The sequence below is a fragment of the Gimesia chilikensis genome, from assembly GCF_007744075.1.
In the GTDB taxonomy this organism is placed as follows: domain Bacteria; phylum Planctomycetota; class Planctomycetia; order Planctomycetales; family Planctomycetaceae; genus Gimesia; species Gimesia chilikensis_A.
The window spans coordinates 4594945-4615037 of record NZ_CP036266.1; the positions used below are offsets into that span (position 1 = coordinate 4594945).

General features: G+C 52.8%; 17 protein-coding genes. 11 read left to right on the plus strand and 6 right to left on the minus strand.

Features of this window, described 5'->3' with window-relative positions; translation table 11 throughout:
• The first annotated feature begins 132 nt into the window (after nucleotides 1-132).
• Nucleotides 133-2037: a GTPase gene (locus tag HG66A1_RS17270; RefSeq protein WP_145186583.1), complete on the plus strand. Its 1905-nt coding sequence runs from the start codon at nucleotides 133-135 to the stop codon at nucleotides 2035-2037.
• 44 nt (nucleotides 2038-2081) lie between these two features.
• Entirely contained in the window at nucleotides 2082-3926 is a 1845-nt protein-coding gene (locus tag HG66A1_RS17275) for a GTPase (protein ID WP_145186586.1), read from the plus strand.
• A gap of 2 nt (nucleotides 3927-3928) precedes the next feature.
• On the opposite strand, the gene HG66A1_RS17280 is transcribed toward HG66A1_RS17275, so the two are convergent.
• Nucleotides 3929-4330 carry a thioredoxin family protein gene (locus HG66A1_RS17280; RefSeq protein ID WP_145186590.1) on the minus strand — a complete coding sequence of 134 codons (402 nt, stop codon included), beginning with the start codon at nucleotides 4328-4330 and terminating at the stop codon, nucleotides 3929-3931.
• A 345-nt stretch (nucleotides 4331-4675) separates the two neighbouring features.
• Between HG66A1_RS17280 and HG66A1_RS17285 the strand changes: the two genes are divergently transcribed.
• A complete protein-coding gene (locus tag HG66A1_RS17285) occupies nucleotides 4676-5449 on the plus strand; it encodes an undecaprenyl-diphosphate phosphatase (RefSeq protein WP_145186593.1) in 774 nt (257 codons plus the stop codon).
• A 20-nt stretch (nucleotides 5450-5469) separates the two neighbouring features.
• Here HG66A1_RS17285 and glgX read toward each other — a convergent pair whose 3' ends face one another.
• Both glgX and HG66A1_RS17295 read right to left on the minus strand, forming a co-directional pair.
• On the minus strand, nucleotides 5470-7521 hold the full coding sequence (glgX, locus tag HG66A1_RS17290) for a glycogen debranching protein GlgX (RefSeq protein WP_232106599.1): 2052 nt from the start codon (nucleotides 7519-7521) through the stop codon (nucleotides 5470-5472).
• 557 nt (nucleotides 7522-8078) lie between these two features.
• A complete protein-coding gene (locus HG66A1_RS17295) occupies nucleotides 8079-8648 on the minus strand; it encodes a hypothetical protein (RefSeq protein ID WP_145186599.1) in 570 nt (189 codons plus the stop codon).
• 484 nt (nucleotides 8649-9132) lie between these two features.
• Between HG66A1_RS17295 and HG66A1_RS17300 the strand changes: the two genes are divergently transcribed.
• Entirely contained in the window at nucleotides 9133-10047 is a 915-nt protein-coding gene (locus tag HG66A1_RS17300) for a hypothetical protein (protein ID WP_145186602.1), read from the plus strand.
• 88 nt (nucleotides 10048-10135) lie between these two features.
• Here HG66A1_RS17300 and HG66A1_RS17305 read toward each other — a convergent pair whose 3' ends face one another.
• Nucleotides 10136-11101 carry an alpha/beta hydrolase gene (locus HG66A1_RS17305; RefSeq protein ID WP_145186605.1) on the minus strand — a complete coding sequence of 322 codons (966 nt, stop codon included), beginning with the start codon at nucleotides 11099-11101 and terminating at the stop codon, nucleotides 10136-10138.
• A gap of 199 nt (nucleotides 11102-11300) precedes the next feature.
• Between HG66A1_RS17305 and HG66A1_RS17310 the strand changes: the two genes are divergently transcribed.
• From HG66A1_RS17310 to HG66A1_RS17325, 4 genes are all read left to right on the plus strand, one after another.
• A complete protein-coding gene (locus HG66A1_RS17310) occupies nucleotides 11301-11783 on the plus strand; it encodes a ComEA family DNA-binding protein (RefSeq protein ID WP_145186608.1) in 483 nt (160 codons plus the stop codon).
• A 197-nt stretch (nucleotides 11784-11980) separates the two neighbouring features.
• Entirely contained in the window at nucleotides 11981-12283 is a 303-nt protein-coding gene (locus tag HG66A1_RS17315; protein WP_145186611.1) for a DUF485 domain-containing protein, read from the plus strand.
• A complete protein-coding gene (locus tag HG66A1_RS17320) occupies nucleotides 12283-14238 on the plus strand; it encodes a cation acetate symporter (RefSeq protein WP_145186614.1) in 1956 nt (651 codons plus the stop codon). The genes HG66A1_RS17315 and HG66A1_RS17320 overlap by 1 nt, the downstream gene beginning before the upstream one ends.
• Entirely contained in the window at nucleotides 14235-14678 is a 444-nt protein-coding gene (locus tag HG66A1_RS17325) for a DUF695 domain-containing protein (protein ID WP_145186617.1), read from the plus strand. Before HG66A1_RS17320 ends, HG66A1_RS17325 begins: the two co-directional genes overlap by 4 nt.
• A gap of 74 nt (nucleotides 14679-14752) precedes the next feature.
• Here HG66A1_RS17325 and HG66A1_RS17330 read toward each other — a convergent pair whose 3' ends face one another.
• Both HG66A1_RS17330 and HG66A1_RS17335 read right to left on the minus strand, forming a co-directional pair.
• Nucleotides 14753-15685, minus strand: a complete 933-nt coding sequence (locus tag HG66A1_RS17330) for a bestrophin family ion channel (protein ID WP_145186620.1) — start codon at nucleotides 15683-15685, stop codon at nucleotides 14753-14755.
• 69 nt (nucleotides 15686-15754) lie between these two features.
• Nucleotides 15755-16948 carry a PP2C family protein-serine/threonine phosphatase gene (locus HG66A1_RS17335; RefSeq protein WP_145186624.1) on the minus strand — a complete coding sequence of 398 codons (1194 nt, stop codon included), beginning with the start codon at nucleotides 16946-16948 and terminating at the stop codon, nucleotides 15755-15757.
• A gap of 796 nt (nucleotides 16949-17744) precedes the next feature.
• On the opposite strand from HG66A1_RS17335, the gene HG66A1_RS17340 reads away from it, so the two are divergent.
• From HG66A1_RS17340 to HG66A1_RS17345, 3 genes are all read left to right on the plus strand, one after another.
• Nucleotides 17745-18209 (plus strand): hypothetical protein, encoded by a 465-nt coding sequence (locus HG66A1_RS17340; protein WP_145186627.1) that lies wholly within the window; start codon nucleotides 17745-17747, stop codon nucleotides 18207-18209.
• Nucleotides 18206-18355: a hypothetical protein gene (locus tag HG66A1_RS32045; protein ID WP_197996639.1), complete on the plus strand. Its 150-nt coding sequence runs from the start codon at nucleotides 18206-18208 to the stop codon at nucleotides 18353-18355. The genes HG66A1_RS17340 and HG66A1_RS32045 overlap by 4 nt, the downstream gene beginning before the upstream one ends.
• Nucleotides 18356-18442: 87 nt before the next feature.
• Complete coding sequence (locus HG66A1_RS17345; protein WP_145186630.1) at nucleotides 18443-19771, plus strand: APC family permease; 1329 nt, start codon at nucleotides 18443-18445, stop codon at nucleotides 19769-19771.
• Nucleotides 19772-20093: the final 322 nt, after the last annotated feature.

The window sequence follows — 20093 nt, forward strand, 5'->3', positions numbered from 1 at the left end:
TGGGCTCATCCTGAATGCCTCGAGTCGATATACTCCAGAAAAGCCGGTTTAAGTTAAGAATCTGTCAACTGTTGCGAATGTATCTCTATACAGGAATAAGGCATTCCACAGCGACTCGATTGAAAAGCAAACATGTCATCTACCCTGCATACATTTTCCACCACAACCCAGGAACTCAGGGACTCTTTACGCGCCCTGGAACAGCAGTCCGCTCAACTGGAGCTCCCCGGCCTGGAAGGTCGTGAATGGTTTGAAATCCTGGAGCGGAAACTGATTCCCCAGCTGTCTGACCAGATCTACCTGGTAGCGGCTATTGTTGGCGGCACCAATATCGGCAAAAGTGTGATCTTCAACCATCTGGTGAACCAGCAATCCAGTGCCATCAGCCCCCTGGCCTCTCAGACGAAACACCCGGTCTGCCTGGTCCCCACGGGCTTTGAAGACCGGCATAATCTGTCAAAAGTCTTCCAGGGGTTTGAACTGATCCCCTGGTCGTCAGCAGAGGATCCACTGAGAACTGATGAACAGCACCTGCTGTTCTGGCAGGAATGCGGGAGCCTGGCCCCCAATCTACTGGTGCTGGACACGCCCGACATCGACAGCGACGCCGAAGTCAACTGGGAACGGGCCGAACGGATCCGCCAGTCAGCCGACGTTCTGGTCGCTGTCCTCACGCAACAGAAATATAACGACGCTGCCGTCAAACAGTTCTTCCGCGAAGCCGCGCGGGAAGAGAAAGTCATCATTACGGTATTCAACCAATGCCAGCTTCCCGAAGACGAAGAATACTGGCCGCTCTGGTTGAACACCTTCTGCCAGGAAACAGGCGTGAATCCTGAGCTTGTTTTCATCGCCCCTAATGACCGACAGGCTGCCAACAATCTGCAGCTCCCCTTTTATCGCCGCGTGTTCGAGCCGGCCCCAGAAAACAGCGACGACTCATTAACTGCGGAAACGCCCGATACCGATTCCGCCCTCAACCTGATGCAGGTTCTCTCAGAACTGCATTTCGATGAAATCAAAGTCCGCACTCTCAAGGGGGCTCTGTATTACCTGAGTAATCAGGAGACTGGCGTGCCTGCATATCTGCGGGAAATCAAAACGCGGAGCCAGGAATTTCTCGCAGCTTCCCAGTTGCTCTCAGAACATGAACTGGCCGAGATTGACAACTGGCCGCTGGTTCCTAACACCGTCATCGTGCATTCCATTCGCAAGTGGTGGCAGGAACAGCGGGAAGGCTGGTCCGCTCATGTGCACGGCTTCTACAACGCGATTGGCAAAGGGGTTCTCTGGCCTGTCCGCTACCTGCACTCGTTAACCACCGAGGAGAAACGTCCCCCCATGGAACAGTACCGCGAGCAGGAGTGGTCAGTGGTCCTGCAGACAGTGGAGGGCATATACGACCGACTGACCCTGGTCAGTGAGCTGGGAAATGAACTGCTCACCAGTCGCCTGAAGTCGCTGCTCCGAGGAACTTCCCGTGAAGAGCTGCTCAAAATTCTGCATCAGGAACACGCGGCCTTTGATTTCAATGGCCAGCTCGAAGAACTCGTCGACCGGGAAATGACGTTCTTCAAAGATGAGAGCCCCCAGTACTACACATTCCTTAAGCAACTGGATCGCGTGGCGGCCGTTGGTCGTCCCGCTCTAAGCGTCGGCCTGTTCTTTGTCGGTTTTGGAGCAGTGGGTGATGTGGGCACACAACTTGTGACCGATACCATGATTCAATCCGTGGTCAACGTCACCGGCGATGTTGCCGGCGGTGCAGCAACAACCACGTTCGGTGAGACCGCAGTCAGCAGTACCGCAGCGACAGGCATGGGCTACCTGGAAGCCAAGTTTCGCAGATTCCATGCAGTCTTTGCTCAGAAACGGACGGAATGGCTGGCGACCGCGATTCGCGAACACTTGCTGAAGACATTACCCGAAGAGTTAAAATCGGCAGTCTCTCTACCTGAGAGTGAAACTTACCAGGCGGTCCAGAAGCTGACAGCTCAACTGGAAACGGAACTGAAACAACTGCAGGTCTCCCTCTGACCCTGACCTCGTGAAAGTGAATTTGACACAGGACTTCGTGACTTATGCCTACGTCGGAAATTGCACAGATAGAAATGCTGGCAGCCGTGGATGGATTAATCCAGCAACTCACGAACTGGAGCCAGAAGCCCACCGGCTGGAGGACGGCACAGCAGTGTCAGGCCGTTATCCAACAGCTGCTTCCCCGTCTGGACATGCTCCGGGTCCGACTGGAATCCCCGCTGGTGATCGCCACATTTGGCGGAACCGGAACCGGAAAAAGCAGTCTGGTCAACGCCCTGGTTGGCTCTTACTGCACAACCTCTGGCCGCCAGCGTCCAACCACAACTCAACCGGTTCTGATCGCACACCCCGACACCGACCTGGACCGCCTGGGACTCGATCTGAGCCAGTTTCAGGTGGAACAGAAACCCCTGGATCAATTGCGAAACATCATCTTGATCGATTGCCCGGACCCAGACACGTCAGAAGAGAGCGAGGGAGAGAACAATCTCACCCGGTTGCAGCACATCATTCCACTCTGCGACATTCTGCTATATGCCTCGACGCAGCAGAAATATCGTTCTGCACGCGTTTCGGACGAATTACGCGAGGCGGCTGTTGGACGTCGCTTGATTTTCGTCCAGACCCACGCTGGCCTGGATGAGGATATCCGTGACGACTGGCGGGAACAGCTCTCGCAACAGTTTGAAGTTCCTGAAATCTACTTTGTCGATTCGGTTCGTGCCCTGGAAGACCAGCTCGCAGACCGTCCCGTCGATCCGGAATTTGCCAGCCTGCAGAATATTCTCAGTACGCAACTCGGCAAGTCCGAACGCCTGCAGGTTCGTCGAGCCAATCTGCTGGAACTGATTCAACATGCCATCGATCACTGTGCGCAGAAGTTCGAGCAAAACCTCCCGGAACTCCGCGAACTGGAATCGTTTTTAAAACAGCAGCACGTGACGCTCACAACCCAGATGTCGCAGGAACTTCGCTCGGAACTCCTGATCAGCCGCAATCTGTGGGAACGCAGACTGCTCTCCAGCATTTCTGATTCCTGGGGGGCGAGTCCCTTTGCAATGATGCTCCGGCTTTATAATGGACTGGGAAATCTGATCGCATCCGCCAGCCTGTTCCGCGCCCGTAACTCAGCTCAGGTCGCGCTGATTGGCGCTCTGCAGGGAGCACGCTGGCTCGGGGATCGTCACAAAGAACAGGCCGCCGAAGATCGACTGAAACGCATCGGCTCCTTTGGTCTGGATGACAATACCTTACGCGAATCTCAGTTGCTGATTGATGGCTACACCCAGGCAGCCGGCCTGGAGAACCAGCCACAGTTGACCGACTCGCTGGAACGACTGCAGACTGAAGCCGCCCACGTCGAAGAAGAATTCCTCAGTGATGCCGGCACGAAAATCGATGGCATCATCGGTAAACTGGCGCGCAAAAATTCGGGCTGGTTCACGCGACTGGTTTACGAAAGCCTGTTTCTGACATTCGTGATTTATGCCCTGGTCCGCATCGGCAGGAACTTCTTCATGGATTCCTTTTTCAATGAATCCCAAATTCTGCCCATTGATTTCTACGTGACCGCTGGCGTCATTTTCCTGATCTGGACCGGCTTCCTGGTGATGATGTTCACGCGCAAACTCAAACGCGGGCTGGAACAGGAGATCAACCAGCTTTCGGATGAACTTGCCCAGGCGAAACTGTCACACGGACTGTTTCCACATCTCGAGCAGGAATGCCGCCAGGTTCACAGCCTGCAGCACTCCCTGGTACGCATGGGGGGCGAGGTCCATCACCTGCGGACGGAAATCGCTTCTTCCCGGATCCTGGGTGCCTGGAAAGTGAATGAGCCGACCGGAAAAGCCGGCTCGGGAGCGTCACATCTCAGCTCACAGTGAGCTTATTTGCGATTGTAGAACATCTCAGCGATGCTGTAGGCATTCAGTGAACCGGAGCGGCTGACTTCTTTGCCATCGACAACCAGAATGAGTGTGGGCAGCGACTGCACATTGTACTTATCTGTGAGTCCCGGATGTTGATCCACGTCAATCACGCGAATGTGGCTGGATTGACTTTCGCCGATTTCCCAGTTCTTGTCTCGCAGTGCGGGAAATTCGTTATTCTTCATCTGCACACAGGCTGGACACCAGCTGGCAGTAAACAGAAGAATCTGATGATTAGAAACATCTTCTTCTACTTGAAATAATTTGACTACGTTTTCAGGAATGGCAGGCACTTCCACGGCCTGCATTGGTGCCAGAGAAAGCGACAGCACCATTGTTGCTGGAATAAGCGTATTCATTGTGATCCGTTACAATTTGAAAAGAGTCATTTCGAAACGTCGTTAACAATAGCCGACCACAATAGCGGGTCGAACTAACCGGTTCAACCGTTAAAGTCGACTCAAATTGACAAGATTCCGATTCCCGGTTATAGAGTTTTTTTGACTCTTTCTAGAGATTCCTACTTACGCCGCCCCCTAGCACAACACCCTAAGATTCACCATACAAAAGACTTACACCCTCGGCTCTACAGACGATTTCTCGACGTAGATTGGTCTTGGATAAAACAACGTAAATCGGTTCCAATACGCTGCCTGCACTACTCCAGCCTCTCCAGCCTCTTACTCGATTGAAAAGACACACTCATGACCTGGTTGAAAATGTTCCTGCTGTCGATCATTCAGGGGATCACCGAATTCCTGCCCGTCAGCTCTTCTGGACACCTGGTCATCGTCGAAAGTTTTATGGAGATCCAGTCAGACCAGACCGACGTAAATATCGTCCTGCACGCAGGCACGCTACTCTCGATTCTGATTTTCTACCGACGGACGATCTTTCGACTGCTCAGCCAGGACATGCGCGTCATCCCCCTCTTAATCGTTGGCACGCTGCCGGTCGTCGTGATTGGCCTGGCCGCGAAAAAATTCGCCGAGCATTATCTGGAGAGCTCACTGCTGGCGGGCTGCATGCTGCCCATCACTGGCCTGTTTCTATTGATGATTCCCCGCATCCCAGAGACTGAAAAGAGCTACACCGAGATCACCTACAAACAGGCGCTGCTGATCGGTTTCGCACAGGCATTTGCGATACTTCCCGGTATCTCACGCAGCGGCAGCACCATTGTGGCTGGGCTGCTGATGGGACTTTCGCGACAGTCGGCGGCAACCTTTTCTTTCCTGCTGGCGATCCCGGCTATTTCGGGAGCGACCATCCTGGAAACTGCGGAGATTATCTCCAACAAGGACCTGACCACTCCCCTGAGCCTGCTGGCTGCAGGGGCCGTCATTTCAGCAGTGGTTGGAATCGTCGCTCTCTGGCTGCTCGTACGCTGGCTGGAGAAAGGCAAGCTACACTACTTCGCCTACTGGTGCATCCCGCTGGGAATCATCATTGTGATTATCCAGCTCATGCAACAGTAGTCAGGCGGAGTACGCGAATCTCACCTGCGTCCCACTTTACGCGTATAGCACTTCAGCGAGCGAGGCGGCAGTACCGCCACGCGCGGGAAGAGCGTCGTTCCGTCCCGCTTCGGGAAGATATCCAGTGGAGACCGGGCCGAAGTGTCGATGACCAGACTCCAGGCCTTTGGCTTGATACCGTCCGGCAGCTCAAATGCCTGAGGATCGGGCGATGTATTGACCATGATCATCAGATCCGAGCCATCCTTGATGCGTCGTGAGGAGTGCTTCGCCCCCAGAATACACATCAGGCAATTCCTGTCGTGTTCCCAATTGACCGGCTCTCCCATGACGTTGTACCAGCTGACATCTGGCAGCTTCTCCACACCATCGGATTGACCAGTCAGGAAGTTCCGCTGTCGGAGCGTAGGCTCATTCAGACGGAAGTGGATCAACTCCTTACAGAAACGATACAGGCCACGATGCTTGTCGACCAGTGACCAGTCGAACCAGGAAATTTCGTTATCCTGACAGTAAGTGTTATTATTCCCCCGCTGTGTTCGACGACATTCATCGCCGGAAAGCAGCATGGGCACGCCCTGACTCAGAAAGAGAGTCGCGAGGAAGTTTTTGATCTGACGTTCCCGCATCGCATTGATCGCAGGATCATCCGTGGGACCTTCCACGCCGAAATTCATGCTGATGTTGTTGTTTTCACCATCACGATTGTCTTCGCGGTTCGCATAGTTGTGCTTATGCTCGTAGCTCACCAGGTCATTCAGTGTGAAACCGTCGTGCGCTGTGATGAAGTTCACGCCATGAAACGGCTCGCGTCCTGTTTTCTGATACAGATCGCTCGATCCGGAGATACGGGTCGCATAGTCGCCCAGTGAAGGCACATCGCCCCGCCAGAAGCGTCGGATGTCATCACGATAACGGCCATTCCACTCCGCCCAGCGGATATGCGAGAACGATCCGACCTGGTAGGCGCCAGCGGCGTCCCAGGCTTCTGCGATCAGCTTGGTATCTGCCAGTAGCGGATCTTCGGCGATCGCCTCAACCAACGGGGGATTCGGAACCAGATGCCCGCTGCGGTCACGGCTTAGAATGGAAGCGAGGTCGAATCGGAAGCCATCAATGTGATAATTACAGGTCCAGTGACGCAGGCAGTGGAAGATCATCTCGCGGACAACCGGGTGATTCCCGTTGATCGCGTTTCCACAACCGGAGTAGTTAGAGTAGTACTTTCCGCCCTGCTCCAGATGGTAATACACCTGGTTTTCCAGTCCGCGGAAAGACAGAGTCGGGCCGTTCTCATTTCCTTCCGCAGTATGATTAAATACCACGTCCAGAATGACCTCGATCCCCGCCTCGTGCAGTGCCCGCACCATCTCCTTGAACTCACGCACCTGCGCGCCCGGTTCTCGACTGGTGGCGTACCCTCGGTGCGGTGCAAAGAAGGCCAGTGTCTCGTAGCCCCAGTAGTTCTGATGATCGGTGAAAGTGCCGTCAGCTTCATTCATCGGGAATTCGTGGATCGGCATCAGTTCGACGGCCGTCACGCCAAGATCAATCAGGTAAGGAATTTTCTCAATCACACCCAGGTATGTCCCGGGATGGTCGACTTCACTGCTGTCTGAATTGGTGAAGCCGCGAACGTGCATCTCATACACGACCGTGTCTGCCAGATGGTGCCGTACATGGCGGTCTCCCTGCCAGTCGAACTGATCATCGACGACTACACATTTCGGTGGCCGCACAATGCCGTCGGGTGATGGCTGGAAATTACCAGCCAGCGCCTTGGCGTAAGGATCAATCAGACGAGCCCGCTTATCAAATCGCTGTCCGATTTCCGGCTGATAGGGACCGTCGGCCTGGAAGTGATACAGCTGCCCCGGACCGATACCGGAAATGAACGCAGTCCAGATATCTCCCAGTCGCCCATATTCCTGATTGAAGCGGATGACTTCGGAGGGCTCCGTGTCATCGACATGGTTGTACAACAGCAGCCACATGGCAGTGGCCGAACGGCTATAGACAGAAAACAGAACCCCGTTATCCTGCGGAATCGCTCCGTAGGAAAAAGTATGCATTGAATGTATCGGGGAGCTGAGTGAGTGTACCAATTCGCGACCCATTTATTACCTGATCCTCACTTGCACTGTGTTGATTCCGATGTCTGAAAAGCTTTGAGTTGCTCTCCCGAGTGCCAGAACAGCAACCATTGCTCTCAGTCCAACACAGTTATTTATCTCTATCTTAACAGCAGAAACCAGATTGTGAATACGAGTCCCTGCTGAAATACCTAACCAGAATATCTTCACTTAATATACTTTCGACGTCATCCAGGAGAATGATCATCCCTTTTTGCAATTCCTGCGGTGAACCGGGGAATCCATCACATCTTCAAATTAACTTCGAAATAACAGAAGTTTTATCTCCCGTTCCATTAATACTCAGTTTACATATAAATTGTTTGTCAGTTGCAGTCATTTTAACAGTCAAAACAGGTTTCCCCAGAATATTTTCAGCGAAACCTGTTTCACAAAAGAGAACTGAGCTGCGAGAGTCCCCCGCAGCTCAGTTTTTACTTAACCACATTGTCTATCCTGTAGTTAGGAACCTGGTTTACATCAATCACACCGGCCGCTTAAGGAAAAAACGGATCATTTCGAATGGAATTGGTCGACACAGGTACCGCACTACGATAGACGGGCTGAGCTACCGGACGGTAAGTCTGGTACTGGGGACGGCTATTCCAGTTGGGAGTGTTATAGCTGGGAGCGTTATAGCTGGGGTAACTCTGCACAGGGTAACGATACTGTGAAATCCCACAGTTACCACCGGGGCAGTTGTTAAAACCAGTTCCACAATTCCCGGTCGCACAGCTTCCAGTAGGACAGTTACCGGTCGTACAGGAACTGCTGTAACCTGAGCCTGTATAGCATCGGCCGTTGGCGCAGTTGGTGTTACCGTAGTTAGCCGAACCGTAGTAAGGCTGGTAAGCCACCTGGCGGGGCTGTGACTGGAATGGTGCTGACAGAGCCCGGAACGGAAAAGTCAGAACATCGACCACACCACTGCCCGGCTGAGAAGGATTGTAAGCGGTCTGTACCGGCTGAGTCAGACTGGTGTTGCTGAACTCGGCTGCTTCAGATTTTTCAGAGACCATAACCATGGCTGCCAGGCAAACTGCAAGCGTTGGAAATAAACGTTTCATTGCGATTTCTCCACATTCGTGAAAGTCATTAAACTGATGTCATTTAAACCACCTCGTGGTGACTCTCCACTAATGCATTCGCCGTGCCATTCATCTTACACCAACAGACAATACAACACCCATCATAAACAATAGCAGACACTTACAACATTTACCCACAAAACAAAAATATCATTTACGCAACACCCAGGCACCTCAAAATGTAACATTTACGATACCACATCTACAAATCAGACTGATACACAGGACCCATTCTTCAACTGCGCAAACTTTGACGGCATCAGATGCAATCTAATCTACCTGACCAGTATATATTCGAACTGAAACTTGAATCGAATGTTATCATTTTGATTTTGCACCTCAAATCAGGATGAGGCCTGCTCGGATTATTCTGAATAGGCGCTTCTGCCGATATCCAATATAAAGCCGCTTCCCCTCACGAAATTCACCAGCCATTGTTCTATCTGTCAGAGCGATTTACACGATGAACCGGTACACCAAAAAAGTCGATCAGTTTGCAGCCGCTCCCATGTTTACGGTTTCAATTCTGTTCCTGGCCTTTTTCGCCGGCTTTCTGCACCTGAAGAATCTGGAGTCAGAGGGAATCCCACTCTTAATCTGCGAGTGGAGTCTGTTCCTGCTCTACCCCTGCTTCATGATCGAAGCCATGGTGCACCTCGCACTGGGAAGTCCCCGCTGGAAACTGAATCTGCTCTACTGCCTGATCCCTCCTCTCCGCATTACAGCCCGCGACCAGATGAGCGGTCGTGCGATCTGGTTTCCGCTCCTCGCCTGGAGCGAAGTTGATAAACAGTTCTGCAAACGGGTTAGCAAAACGTTTTCCGCCCCCATGCTGTTAATCGCGCTGCTCGTCTTACCACTGTTTGCCGCCGAACACTACTGGTCGGAACAGATCCAGGCCAGCCCCATGCTGGCCGACCTGACAGCGATCGCCACCGGTTTCATCTGGTTCGCCTTCACGCTGGAATTCATTATCATGATTTCCATCGTGCAGAAAAGACTGGATTATTGCCGTAAACACTGGATCGATCTGGCAGTCATCTGCCTGCCCATGGTCGCGTTTCTGAAATTTTTCACGACCACCAGTAAACTGCTGCGACTTCAGCAACTTGCACGCTCTGCACGGATCTTCCGCCTGAAAAGCCTGGTGATGAAGCTCTACCGGGCACTGCTGATACTGGAAATCGTGAACCGGTTCCTGCATCGCAACCCGGAAAAACGGATCGCCCGGCTGGAAGAACTGCTCATCGAAAAAGAGCACGAAATGGAAGCGATTCGAGCCGAGATGGCACTGCTCTCAGAGCGAATCGCGCTCAATTCACTGGATGAAGATTCAGAAACCGAAGTGCTTCCGCTCCCACAAAAAAAGGCTGCCTGAAGACAGGCAGCCTGGGAACATCTCTATCTGGTTGAACATTAAATTGTGGTCGGAGATTTCTCCCTAGACCTGCGTCTCTGCTCAATCTCTACTCATCTCGGTCATACCGGGGACGACGATCCGACCAGTCGCCGGGAAGTTTTTTCAGGTGGGCATCCAGGAACTTGAGAATATCGACTTCCAGTCCCAGCCGTTTCCCCAGCATGTCAGTACCTCTCAGCTTTCCGGGGTAAGACTCCTTGTACATTCTCCCCTTGGAATTTGCAGCCGAGGTCAGTTGCGAAAAGAGCTTCTCAGTATAATTACGATCGTAAGAATCACCTGAACTGCTGCAGACAAAAAAACTGATACCGAAAACAGGTTCTTTCAAACTCACGGAAGGTTGTGAAGAAGTCAGCCCTTTGACGCGGGATTCAGGAGAAATCAGCACCAGTGCCCGTACGGTCTGACCTTTGGGAGTCTTAGCTGCCAGCACGGGGGCGTCATCATAGGGTACTTTGCCCCAGTCCAGTAACGCGTAGTTCAAAGCAATCGGTACACTCATATCAGAAGCAATGATGGCTGTCTTCTGCATATTGAGGTGCTTTTTCTGGTGTTCGTCGAACAGAAATTTCCAGATGGTTTCCATGTCGAACACAACCATCGCTTTGTAATCCAGTGCAGAAAGATTATCCCCTCTGCCCCCCTTCTGATTCTGGTTACCACCACCGGGAGCGTTCGGCTGGCTCTTTCCATGTTTACGCAGGTCGACAGACACAACCGCGTAGCCATTCTTCTGCAGGACCGGGGCAAACCCGTTATCCCAGGCCCGCTTGCTGCCCCCCTTACCGTGCAACAGAACGACGACCGGTGAATCCGCTGCGTTACTCGATTCATAATAAGTAATCGCAATCGGCCAGCCTCCCTGCGAAGACAGGGTCAACTCCTGCGGCTTCGGAGGGCCTTTCACATCCTTACTCTGAGCGAACACTGCACTGGAAGTCAGGAGTACCATTGAGAGAAACGTAAAGAGCGAACGCTTCCATTGACCATTTTGCATGCTGACGAATGACATTCTCACAGGACCCCCTCGGCGTTGGAATTATCTTGTTGTAACTGTAAACTGAACGTAAACAGTTGTTCTCGCGATTCAAAAGACAGGTTCTTATTCAATTCATTCTATGGATAACGGGAGATCAGGTCAAATAGAAGTCGGCAGTTCTGTGCAGAGATTGTACTGACACATAATATTCACCCACAAAGACTTACAACGGATGTGTTTACCGACTTTTTTCCCGTTGATTCCCCATGAACTGATCACCAGTCCCAACAGCATCCTAGATTCAGGCAGCCTGCGGATGGAAAACCAGACACCGGATGAATCAACGCCGCAGACCTTTCTGGGTCTGCACCGGAGCGATCAGTATTTTTTAGGTGTACTGCTGATTGTGATTCTCTGCCTGTCACTCCTGCATCTGGCGCGACTGTCCCGCTGGGGAACCGAGCCACTCGAAATTGAGAAACAGACACCGCTGCCTTACGATTATCAGCTCGATATCAATCAGGCAACCTGGGTAGAGTTTGCCCAGCTCAAGCAGATCGGTCCTGTTTTAGCCAGGCGCATCGTTGACTATCGCGAGATACACGGCCCTTTTCGCTCAATCGATGATCTGCTGCAGGTCAAAGGCATCGGACCCAAAAAACTGGCAGCGAATCGAAAACATTTTCTGCCCCTTCCCCCAGGCGTCAATCCCTGAAACAGACGGACAGACGTTGTCGCGAATCCCCCCGAAAATTAACAGTAGATTCTCATTTCTTTGCCGCTCGTCTCCGATGACAGTTGATTCCACGCCCGATTCCGGGTTGAATAGGCTTTCCTTATTATAACATCTGATCTGACACTTCTGACTGATCAACCCCGATTATAGCGTTCAACTCAAAGGGTTTACTTCTTATGGCAGGTTTTGATCACGGCCCGAATGAGCCGGGAGAACAGGAAAACCACGAGACGATCTCTCGTAACACGCGACTGGGTTTAATCCTGTTTACCGTTTATCTGTTGCTGTATGGCGGTTTCGTTTTCCTGAATACGTTCTCACCAGCCAAAATGGAAGTTGTGGTCTTCGCCGGACTCAACCTGGCCATCGTCTACGGCTTCACGCTGATCATCGCTGCCTTCGTGCTCGCCATCATCTATGGCTGGATGTGCCGCAATGATGTCGCCTCCTCCGGTTCCAGCAATCAGGGGGATGCATAATGCTTTACGAACCCTCTCTGATGGCGGTCCTCATCTTTGGTGTGATCGTTGCCATTACCCTCGGACTCAGTTTCTGGCTCGGTGCGAAAGCGAAGTCGGCCAAGGGATACTTCGCCGCCTCAGGTGGCATTCACTGGTTCATTAACGGCGTCGCCTTCGCTGGTGACTACCTCTCCGCCGCTTCCTTCTTGGGAATCTGCGGGATGATCGCCTTCTACGGTTACGATGGCTTCCTGTATTCCATCGGTTACCTGGCCGGATGGATCGTCGCCTTGTTCGTGATCGCGGAACCCCTCAAACGCATGGGGCGTTTCACCTTTGCCGATGCCCTCGACAGCCGTTTCCAGTCACGGGGTATTAAATTAGCCGCTGCCATCAGTACCCTGGCTGTCAGTATCTTCTATCTGATTCCTCAGATGGTTGGCGCCGGTGCACTGATCACTCCCCTGCTCGGCTTTCCACACTACGTCGGCGTGCTCCTTGTCGGGACGATCGTGATCATCATCGTCGTCACCGCCGGCATGGTCAGCACCACCTACGTGCAGTTCCTCAAAGGGTCGCTGCTCGTTATCTTCAGTACCCTGCTCACCGTCCTGATTCTGCAGCGCGGTTTCTCTACCGATCCGGTGAATAACGGGAAATCGACGCATCAGTTCCAGATCCTCGGACCGGCGGCCAGCGATGACATTGAACTCTGGAACAATGAACTCGGCCTGACCGAACAGGACTCCCTGACCCCGCTCAACGAAGGCCCCTGGAAAGACAAAGGCTACCTGCAGCTGACCCGCGCTGACAAAACATCCTACTGGAAACTGACTCAAAACGCGGAGCAGCAGTACTTTCTCTCGGAAACACAGTACAAGGAAAAAACAGCGGACGGTAAGATCATCATCAACGGCCTCCCACAGGGAACCGGCGAAGGGGAAACCGACTTCTACCCGGTCGGCCGTATCAGCAAGCTGCCGGATGACAAGAAAGAAACCGGTCCACTGGGGCTCACCGAGTTCTTCAGCACGCTCAGCAAAAGTGAAGTGATCCTCTGGGGCTCCGATACCGTCAAACTGAAAGACGGCGCAGACCTGACGATCTACTTCCCCAAGCCAACCTCAGGCGAGAAAGTTCTCAGTCCGGGCAACCATCCCAAATTCGCCGGGATCCGGGGTTCCGATCTGAAAGGTAAGCTCAACTTCCTCTCCCTGATGCTGGCCCTGTTCTGTGGAACCGCCTCCCTGCCTCACATTCTCATTCGTTACTACACCGTGAAAGACCAGGCCAGCGCCCGTAAGAGTACCATCGTCGGTATCGGGAGCATCGGCTATTTCTATATCCTCACACTCTTCATGGGGCTTGGAGCCATGACCAGCGGTGCCATGGATGTCACCAACTCCAACATGGCCGCTCCTCTGCTCGCCAAGAGCATCAGCGACTGGCTCTTCGCGATCATCTCCGCGATCGCTTTCACCACCGTGCTGGGAACCGTCAGTGGTCTGATTATCGCTTCCAGCGGTGCGGTCGTGCACGACCTGATGTCGAGCTTCATGAAAATCGAAATGAACGACTTCGCCAAAGTGCGGATCGCTAAAATCGCGTCGGTCGTTGTTGGTCTGATCGCGATCATCCTCGGGATTCTCTTCAAGGAATTCAACGTGAATTACCTGGTCGGCTGGGCCTTCAGCGTGGCTGCTTCCGCGAACCTGCCCGCCCTGGTAATGCTGCTCTTCTGGCCCAAAACCACCAAGCAGGGTATCACCGTCGCGATCTTTGTCGGCATGATTTCTTCGCTCGCCTGGATTCTGCTCAGCGCCGATTCCTATAAAGGCATCTATGGACTCAAACCCGAAGACGCGATCGTCCCCTTCAGCCAGCCTGGACTGGTGACGATTCCGCTCGGCTTCCTGACACTGATCCTCGTCTCCCTGCTGACTCAGCCCAAAAAAGAGGAGGCAGCCAGTTGAACGAGCAGCCACCCGAACAGGAATGGCTCACTGCGACCGCAGTCGAAGAAGGCGTGACCGTATTGTTTCGTCTGCTCCCCCACGTCCCGCTGGGCATCAAGACCAGTGATTATCCGGACCGCGTGGAGATCGTCTGGCCTTACCAGTCAGAGAACGAAAGCAAGCTCCCCGGTCCCCTCGATCGGGAGCAGATGAGCCACTTCGAAGAACTGCTCGTCAACCTCTGGGGGGAAAACGGTCTGGGACACCTCACAATGCTCATCACGGGAAACCAGGTCTGTCACTGGCAGTGGTACGTTCGGAACGAGGAAGAAGCACTCGCCATCTTCAACAAAGCGGTGGAAGAACTCCCCACGCTGCCGATCCAGATTCACTCCCAGCACGACCCCGACTGGCACGCCTATTCTGATTTCATGCATCAAGTCAGGAAAAGCAACTAAAACAGGCTGACACGGTCAAACCGCACCAGCCTGTATTTTTCAAAGTTCATTTGTGAACAATCGGTAGTTCTGAACTACTCTTGAGTCTGCTCCTGCGAACCGAACCGATCCAGGATTTCATTCACCGTCGACCGGATCGTAATGCACAGACCATCCAGATCCAGGTCGTCTTCATCCAGGCCGAACGGCTCTTCCACAGAGTGTGCGATCACTTCAATCCCGATCATGAAGTAAGCCATGATCACTGTCATCGGCACTGTCCAGAATTTAAACTCTTCCACCAGGCCCCAGGGGAGCGTTAACAGGTAAAGCGTAATACAGTGCCTGACGAATGTCCGGTACGAAGGAGACAGTCGCGTACGACGAATCCGCTCGCACGCCCCACAGATCTCCATCAGCTCACGGGTCTCCGAATCGATGATTCGCAGCTCGTCACCATCAATCATACCCGTACGCTTCCAGCCAATCACTCTGCGGTAAATCAGGTCCGCGATGTAAGCCGGAATGTGACGCGGAGGCGGATCGATCTGTTCCAGTTCCGGAAACATCGAGAAGTCGTCATCCTCACGCAGGTGATCCCGTAATGCTTCCGGAAAGGCGACAAGCAGATCTGCAAGTTCTCTTAGTTCCTGCTTGGTGAAGTTCGTCAGCTCGCGAAATTTGATCGCCATATTGCGGCTGATGTTAACCAGCTTGCCCCACAGTTTACGCGCTTCCCACCAGCGGGCATAGGAGCTGTTCGTCCGAAAGACCAGCAGCAAACCCAGCACCAGGCCGATGATCCCGTGTAGGCTGGAAGAGAAGTCACCAAACTCTTCAATCTCAACAATTCGCTCAGGATGTACGCCAAGACCTTCTAAAAAACCCCCGGCGATTGCACCTAAATCATTCTTGATCAGCGGGATCAGGCTATACAGCCCCACGAGACCTGCATAGTAAGCAATACGCCCGACGGTCCCCAGCTTTTTCTCGATAAACGAAAGATTCAGCTCTGCATCAGCTGCCATTGATATACGTTCCCTGTACCTGTCAATTTACGGTGATCGTTTCAGTCGCGCGAGACGAATATCAGAACTCTAGTTTTTTCGTCCCAATAACACAACAGATGTGTCGTCATGTCTTCCTGAACCGTCCGTAAATGCATTCGAATCCCGAAACAGATTCTCCAGTGCCGACTCCAGGCAGGTCGAGCGAGATTCCTGCAGAGACTGCATGATTCCCGGAATGCCGAATTCGCCGAACTGCTCCTTCTCGCCGGGAAATGCTTCCGCCAGACCATCGGTAAAAATCAGCAGCCGACTGTCGGGCGGAATTTTTGACGTATGCACGTCGTAGTCCACATCCGGAACAATCCCCAGAGGCAACCCGCCATCATCCAGTGTGCCGAGCTCATAAATCTGGTTCGTTTCCAGCTCGTGCACAATTGGAATTGGCGCCCCTGCAGACGTCCATTGAAATTCATTCGTCCGGGAATTCAGAATCCCGTACAGCAGCGTGATAAAACCACCGTCATCATTCACGACCGCCTGTTCGCACAACCGGTTATTCACATCCTTCACGAACGCCGCGGTATCCAGGTAACGATTCGAACGGATCATCCCCACCAGCGTATGCATCGTCATGATCGACATGCAGGCTTTCATCCCATGCCCCGAGGCGTCCCCCACCAGCAGCACCAGATTCTCATCGTCCAGCATGAAAACATCGTAATAGTCGCCACCAGCCAGCGTCACAGGCTGTCCGCCAAACACGCGGATCTGTGAAGATTCATACCGCGCAGTCACATCAAATCGATCCGGGGATAGAATGTTCGTCGGAATGATCGATTCCTGCAGCTTCCGCACCGACTCCACCTCTTCACGCAGTCGCTCTGCCACAAACCGCTCGCGTTCCGCTTTGACCGAATTCACCACGCTTTCCAGCGTCACTTCCATCAGGAACATGAAATCACCGCCGTCATCGCGGATGATGTAAGCCCGCATCCCCGCCGTCAGAAAGCGGGCGAGATGAAACGTATCCTGGCCGGGGCACGCCCCCACGATCGGCGTATCCAGATGCTGTTGTCGCACCTGCTCAAAGTTGTCATACGCCGTCTGAGGATCAGGGCTCGTAATCGACATCAGAATGATGTCCCATTCATCCTGTGTCGCTGCCTGCTGGAGGAACTCCTCCGGCGTCGCACAGATTCTGACTTCATTCTCACTCACCCCCAGATACATGGAGATCAGCTCACACTCCTGGGGATTATCCCACCCTACAAGAATTCGCATGACTGGCCCGCCTTCACTATTTCGAATTCGTATTCTGATTCATAATTTATTAACACGGCCATCATAACTGCTTCACACATTTTTCGCGAATAAAATTTGCATAAACTCTTCCCCTGAAAACACATCCTTCATTTCAAACAGCTGACAGAACCACAGTATGAACAGGTTTGAACTTCCCCGTTTGCACGCCTGAATTCACTGCTCAGACTGACCTTGATCCGCACTTCCCGAACCATATTCTTGTGCAATTGTGCTTCGCGCGCGAGGCGGATGATGCGTGCACCGGAACACCGCGCACAAGTCACTCACATTCACCTGAATCGTCGTCGATTTTTCCCGATCTTCACCGGAACAAAATGAACCACTGCGATCTGTGCCCCGCAATTTCAAATCAACTCGCAGCACTTTCAGAGCAATTGAAAACGATCTCGTCCACATCTCATCACCCCCTCCCCTGAAATCAGAGCACAATCCCCCTTGACCCCTGCGCGCCCTTCCACAAGATGAGCAACACTGACAGACAGAACAATTAACTCCCATTTCAGTCAAAGTAGGGGCGGCCCCATGTGTCCGCCCGCCTGGCGAGAAACGATTCCAGCTGCTGTTACGCCAGGCACGGGACAACCTGATAAATGGGAATTCAGGCGTAGGGGCGCCCCTGTGTGGTCGCCCGCAAGTGTGACCTGCGCTTCGCCAGCTAATGGCACACATCCTGATTATTCCTCTCAATTCAACATTCAGCATTCAACAAACGGAATGAACTCATAAGCCTCACCACACAGAAAGGAACAAAATCATGCACCAGGAATCCCCACAATCCACCACCACACCCTCACCCCGCAGATATCTCACGCAGGACGAACAGACCGTCATCGTCCGACTCATCAAGAAAATGATCGGACTGGGCCGGTTCACCTCCGAAATCAAAACCGCCATCTCCGCCGAATACGGTCTCAGCCGCCATTCCGTCACGCGCTACGTGAATCGCGCCCGCCGCGAAATGCGGGAATTCCTCGAACAGGATCTGGACCAGCACCGCGCCGACTCCTATTTCTTCTACCGCTCCATCATCGAACATCCCGACGCCTCCAATCACGAACGCATCCGCGCCCGCGAACGGATCGATAAAATCATGGGCCTCGAAATCCCCAGCAAATATCAATTGAACCAGGACTTCAATAAATCCATCGAGGAGATTGAAAACATGTCGGATGAAGAGCTCGACACCTACTACAACAAGCTCAAGAAAAAATACAGTTGAACCGCGCATACTACTCAAAGGCACCACTCAAACGAGCTGCACCTTCCGCACCGGTGCTCACACTGAGTGAACCGGAAGCACGGGAATGCGGTCACCGGTTTACTTTTGCCCCCATTCCTGTCATCGTGTCTCCCAACACAACGTGATTCTCGCGCAGGAAACGACGAACCGCATCGGAAGTATCAAACGGAAAATTGCCTGACACCCGATCGGGCAACTACACAGGGAAGCAAATGGCCGAAACTGAAAATTCAAAGCTGGGAATGTTCTCGACCCTTTCCATCGGCATTGGAGGCATGGTGGGCGGAGGAATTTTTGCCGTTACCGGACTCACCATCGAGATCACACGGGGTGCCGCTCCCGTCGCCTTCCTGATCTCGGGCATCGTCGCCCTGCTCACCAGCTATTCGTATCTCAAATTAACATTGCGGTTTCCCGGCGAGGGCGGAACCGTTGAGTATCTCAACCGCGCCTTCGGCAGTGGTATCCTGACCGGTGCCGCCAACATACTGCTGTTGATGTGTTACATCGTGCTGGTTGCTATCTACGCCTATGCCTTTGGCAGCTATGGTGCCAGCGTGTTCCCCGCCGATCAGAATAACTTCTGGCAACATACACTGGTCAGTGGTGTCATCATCGGCTTATGCCTTCTCAATATCGTCAGCACCGAACTGGTGATCCGTTCGGAGAACTTCTTTAACGGCGTCAAAATGGTCCTGCTGGCGATATTCGTCGTGGCCGGTCTGCTGACACCCATGGACTGGACGCGGCTCGGTCCGGAAAACTATGTCTCCCCCGTCGGCCTCATTGCCGGAGCCATGCTCATTTTCCTGAACTATGAAGGCTTCGAATTAATCGCCAATGCTTCCAATGACGTGGCCAACCCGAAGAAAACCCTACCTGTAGCCTACCTCGGTGGAATCTTTGTGGTGATGGTGATCTATGTATTGATCGTGGGAGTCGTGGTTGGACACATGAGTTTCGCCGAAGTCGGAAAAGTGAGCGATCGCGCGCTATCGGTGGCGGCAACCCGCATTGCAGGCACCCCCGGCTTCATCGCAATTTTGATTGCAGCACTTCTGGCCACCAGCTCTGCCATCAACGCGACCTTCTACGGCACAGGCCGCCTAACGTATATCATTGCCAAGACAGGCGAACTGCCAACAGAGCTCGAACGTTCGATTCGCGGCCAGCACCTGGAAGGTACTCTGATCTCAGCTTTCCTCGCATTACTCGTAGCGAACTTTGTCCCCCTGGAAGCGATCGCCACGATGGGCAGTGCCGGGTTCCTCTTGATCTTTCTCGCCGTCAACCTCGCCAATGTCCGACTGGCAAAACAGACAAACAGCCACGTCTGGCTCTCTGGTTTAGCGGCACTCAGCACAGCGGTGGCACTGATTGTTTTGTGCATCAAGGTTGACGAAAACCCGGCCACCCGCAACCACCTCTGGATCCTGGTTGGAATGATCGTCGCTTCGCTACTCATCGAATTCTATTACCGTAGTATCACGGGACGCAAGATTCACCTGATCCGACACCATAAACATCATCACAGCCAGTGAGTATTGTATGGTTTCACGAGTGATCTTTAGAACTTTTACCAGGCAAGCATCAATACACGCCGATACAACACCCTCGCCCTTGTTTATAAATCACTGACAGCAGAAAAAACAATTTTGCTACAGGGCATCAGCCCCGAATGAAACAACATGGGTGTTGAGCGTGCGAATTAAAATAACACGAATTGTCCAGCCTTCATCCTCTGACGAACAGGGGAGTAACGCAGTGAAACAGGCATCTTTACGGAGTTTTTACTTTACATTCACCTCGCTGCTCTATAATGGAAAGAGCAGCGGTCAGGCACTGAGATCTTCCCTCTACCTG

What these genes read in the sequence shown, in the direction of transcription:
- HG66A1_RS17270 (WP_145186583.1), top strand. Translation starts at nt 133, where the DNA reads ATGTCATCTACCCTGCATACATTTTCCACCACAACCCAGGAACTCAGG.
- HG66A1_RS17275 (WP_145186586.1), top strand. Translation starts at nt 2,082, where the DNA reads ATGCCTACGTCGGAAATTGCACAGATAGAAATGCTGGCAGCCGTGGAT.
- HG66A1_RS17280 (WP_145186590.1), bottom strand. Translation starts at nt 4,330, where the DNA reads ATGAATACGCTTATTCCAGCAACAATGGTGCTGTCGCTTTCTCTGGCA.
- HG66A1_RS17285 (WP_145186593.1), top strand. Translation starts at nt 4,676, where the DNA reads ATGACCTGGTTGAAAATGTTCCTGCTGTCGATCATTCAGGGGATCACC.
- glgX (WP_232106599.1), bottom strand. Translation starts at nt 7,521, where the DNA reads ATGCATACTTTTTCCTACGGAGCGATTCCGCAGGATAACGGGGTTCTG.
- HG66A1_RS17295 (WP_145186599.1), bottom strand. Translation starts at nt 8,648, where the DNA reads ATGAAACGTTTATTTCCAACGCTTGCAGTTTGCCTGGCAGCCATGGTT.
- HG66A1_RS17300 (WP_145186602.1), top strand. Translation starts at nt 9,133, where the DNA reads ATGAACCGGTACACCAAAAAAGTCGATCAGTTTGCAGCCGCTCCCATG.
- HG66A1_RS17305 (WP_145186605.1), bottom strand. Translation starts at nt 11,101, where the DNA reads ATGTCATTCGTCAGCATGCAAAATGGTCAATGGAAGCGTTCGCTCTTT.
- HG66A1_RS17310 (WP_145186608.1), top strand. Translation starts at nt 11,301, where the DNA reads ATGTGTTTACCGACTTTTTTCCCGTTGATTCCCCATGAACTGATCACC.
- HG66A1_RS17315 (WP_145186611.1), top strand. Translation starts at nt 11,981, where the DNA reads ATGGCAGGTTTTGATCACGGCCCGAATGAGCCGGGAGAACAGGAAAAC.
- HG66A1_RS17320 (WP_145186614.1), top strand. Translation starts at nt 12,283, where the DNA reads ATGCTTTACGAACCCTCTCTGATGGCGGTCCTCATCTTTGGTGTGATC.
- HG66A1_RS17330 (WP_145186620.1), bottom strand. Translation starts at nt 15,685, where the DNA reads ATGGCAGCTGATGCAGAGCTGAATCTTTCGTTTATCGAGAAAAAGCTG.
- HG66A1_RS17335 (WP_145186624.1), bottom strand. Translation starts at nt 16,948, where the DNA reads ATGCGAATTCTTGTAGGGTGGGATAATCCCCAGGAGTGTGAGCTGATC.
- HG66A1_RS17340 (WP_145186627.1), top strand. Translation starts at nt 17,745, where the DNA reads ATGCACCAGGAATCCCCACAATCCACCACCACACCCTCACCCCGCAGA.
- HG66A1_RS17345 (WP_145186630.1), top strand. Translation starts at nt 18,443, where the DNA reads ATGGCCGAAACTGAAAATTCAAAGCTGGGAATGTTCTCGACCCTTTCC.